The sequence below is a fragment of the Mycobacterium sp. genome, from assembly GCF_040398885.1.
In the GTDB taxonomy this organism is placed as follows: Bacteria; Actinomycetota; Actinomycetes; order Mycobacteriales; family Mycobacteriaceae; genus Mycobacterium.
On sequence record NZ_JBBATF010000273.1, the window covers coordinates 1 to 2248 of the forward strand.

At 69.7% G+C, this 2248-nt stretch carries 2 protein-coding genes; both read right to left on the reverse strand.

The window, feature by feature from the left end; genetic code table 11:
• On the reverse strand, positions 1-214 hold a 214-nt coding region (locus tag ADBZ5U_RS15905; RefSeq protein WP_526811811.1), incomplete at its 3' end, for an insulinase family protein.
• A partial coding sequence (locus ADBZ5U_RS15910; protein ID WP_526811812.1) for a polyribonucleotide nucleotidyltransferase occupies positions 192-2248 on the reverse strand: 2057 nt, incomplete at its 5' end. The genes ADBZ5U_RS15910 and ADBZ5U_RS15905, both read right to left, overlap by 23 nt.

A 2248-nucleotide genomic window follows, 5' to 3' on the forward strand; every position in this document is an offset into this window, starting at 1 on the left:
GGCTTATGAGGAGCCAGCACCCCCGTCCCCTCAGCAGGTGTACGAGGAAGTGGGCGGCCCCCGCGACGGTCGGACCCTCGTCGCGGGAGCCCACGTTGACCCAGAGACCCACCGACGCCGACCGCACCGAGGGCACCTTTTCGGTGACCACGCGCAGGCCGCCCGGCAGGACGGTGCGCCGGACGGTGTCTCTAGCTGTCAGCGGTCGCGGCATCTGCCGGTGCCGGTGCAGCGTCGCCCGCGGCCGCGTCGGTGTCGTCGCCGACCGGGACCAGGGAGATCTTGCCCCGGTTGTCGATGTCGGCGATCTCCACTCGCAGCTTGTCGCCGACCTTGACCACGTCCTCCACCTTGGCGACCCGCTTGCCGCGGCCCAGCTTGGAGATGTGCACCAGGCCGTCGCGGCCCGGCAGCAGCGACACGAACGCGCCGAAATCGGTTGTCTTGACGACGGTTCCGAGGAACCGCTCCCCGATCTTGGGCAGCTGCGGGTTGGCGATCGCGTTGATCCGGTCGATCGCCGCCTGGGCCGACGGTCCGTCGGTGGCGCCGACGAACACCGTGCCGTCGTCCTCGATGGAGATCGAGGCGCCGGTCTCCTCGGTGATGGCGTTGATCATCTTGCCCTTGGGCCCGATGACCTCGCCGATCTTGTCGACCGGGATCTTGATGGCGGTGACGCGCGGGGCGTACGGGCTCATCTCGTCGGGCGCGTCGATGGCCTCGGCCATCACCTCCAGGATGGTCATCCGGGCGTCCTTGGCCTGGGCCAGGGCGTCGGCCAGGACCTTCGACGGGATGCCGTCGAGTTTGGTGTCCAACTGCAGGGCGGTGACGAACTCCTTGGTGCCGGCGACCTTGAAGTCCATGTCGCCGAAGGCGTCCTCGGCGCCGAGGATGTCGGTCAGCGCGACGTAGCGGGTCTCGCCGTTGACCTCGTCGGACACCAGTCCCATGGCGATGCCGGCCACCGGGGCCTTGAGCGGCACACCGGCGTTGAGCAGCGACAGGGTGGAGGCGCACACCGAGCCCATCGAGGTGGAACCGTTGGAGCCCAGGGCTTCGGAGACCTGGCGGATGGCGTAGGGGAACTCCTCGACGCTGGGCAGCACCGGCATCAGCGCGCGCTCGGCCAGCGCGCCGTGGCCGATCTCGCGGCGCTTGGGCGAGCCGACGCGGCCGGTCTCACCGGTGGAGTACGGCGGGAAGTTGTAGTGGTGCATGTAGCGCTTGGACTTCTCCGGGCCGAGCGAGTCGATCTGCTGGGCCATCTTGACCATGTCCAGGGTGGTGACACCCATGATCTGGGTCTCGCCGCGCTCGAACAGCGCACTGCCGTGGGCGCGCGGGATCACCGCGACCTCGGCGGACAGCGCCCGGATGTCGGTGATGCCGCGGCCGTCGATGCGGAAGTGGTCGGTCAGGATCCGCTGGCGGACAAGCTTTTTGGTCAGCGAACGGTAGGCCGCGCCGATCTCCTTCTCCCGGCCGGCGAAGGCCTCGCCGAGCTTGCCGAGCACCTCGTTCTTGATCTCGTCGGTGCGGTCGTTGCGCTCCTGCTTGCCGGCGATCTGCAGAGCCCGCGACAGCGACTCTCCGGCCGCGTCGGCGACGGCGGTGTAGACGTCGTCGGCGTAGTCCGGGAACACCGGGTAGTCGGCGGTCTCCTTGGCGGCCTTCTCGGCCAGCGCGCTCTGCGCCGCGCACAGGGCGGCGATGAACGGCTTGGCCGCCTCCAGACCCTCGGCCACCACGGCCTCGGTCGGCGCCTGGGCGCCGCCGGCGACCAGTTCGATGACCTTGTCGGTGGCCTCCGCCTCGACCATCATGATCGCGACGTCGCCGCCGTGCACCACGCGGCCGGCGACGACCATGTCGAACACCGCGTCCTCGAGTTGCTCGACGGTCGGGAAGGCGACCCACTGGGTGCCGATCAGGGCGACGCGGACGCCGCCGACCGGACCCGAGAACGGCAGGCCGGCGATCTGGGTGGACGCCGACGCGGCGTTGATCGCCAGCACGTCGTAGAGGTCGTCGGGATTCAGGCTCAGGATGGTGACCACGACCTGGATCTCGTTGCGCAGGCCGGAGACGAAGGTCGGGCGCAGCGGCCGGTCGATGAGCCGGCAGGTCAGGATCGCGTCGGTGGAGGGGCGGCCCTCGCGGCGGAAGAACGACCCGGGGATGCGCCCGGCGGCGTACATCCGCTCCTCGACGTCGATGGTCAGCGGGAAGAAGTCGAAGTGTT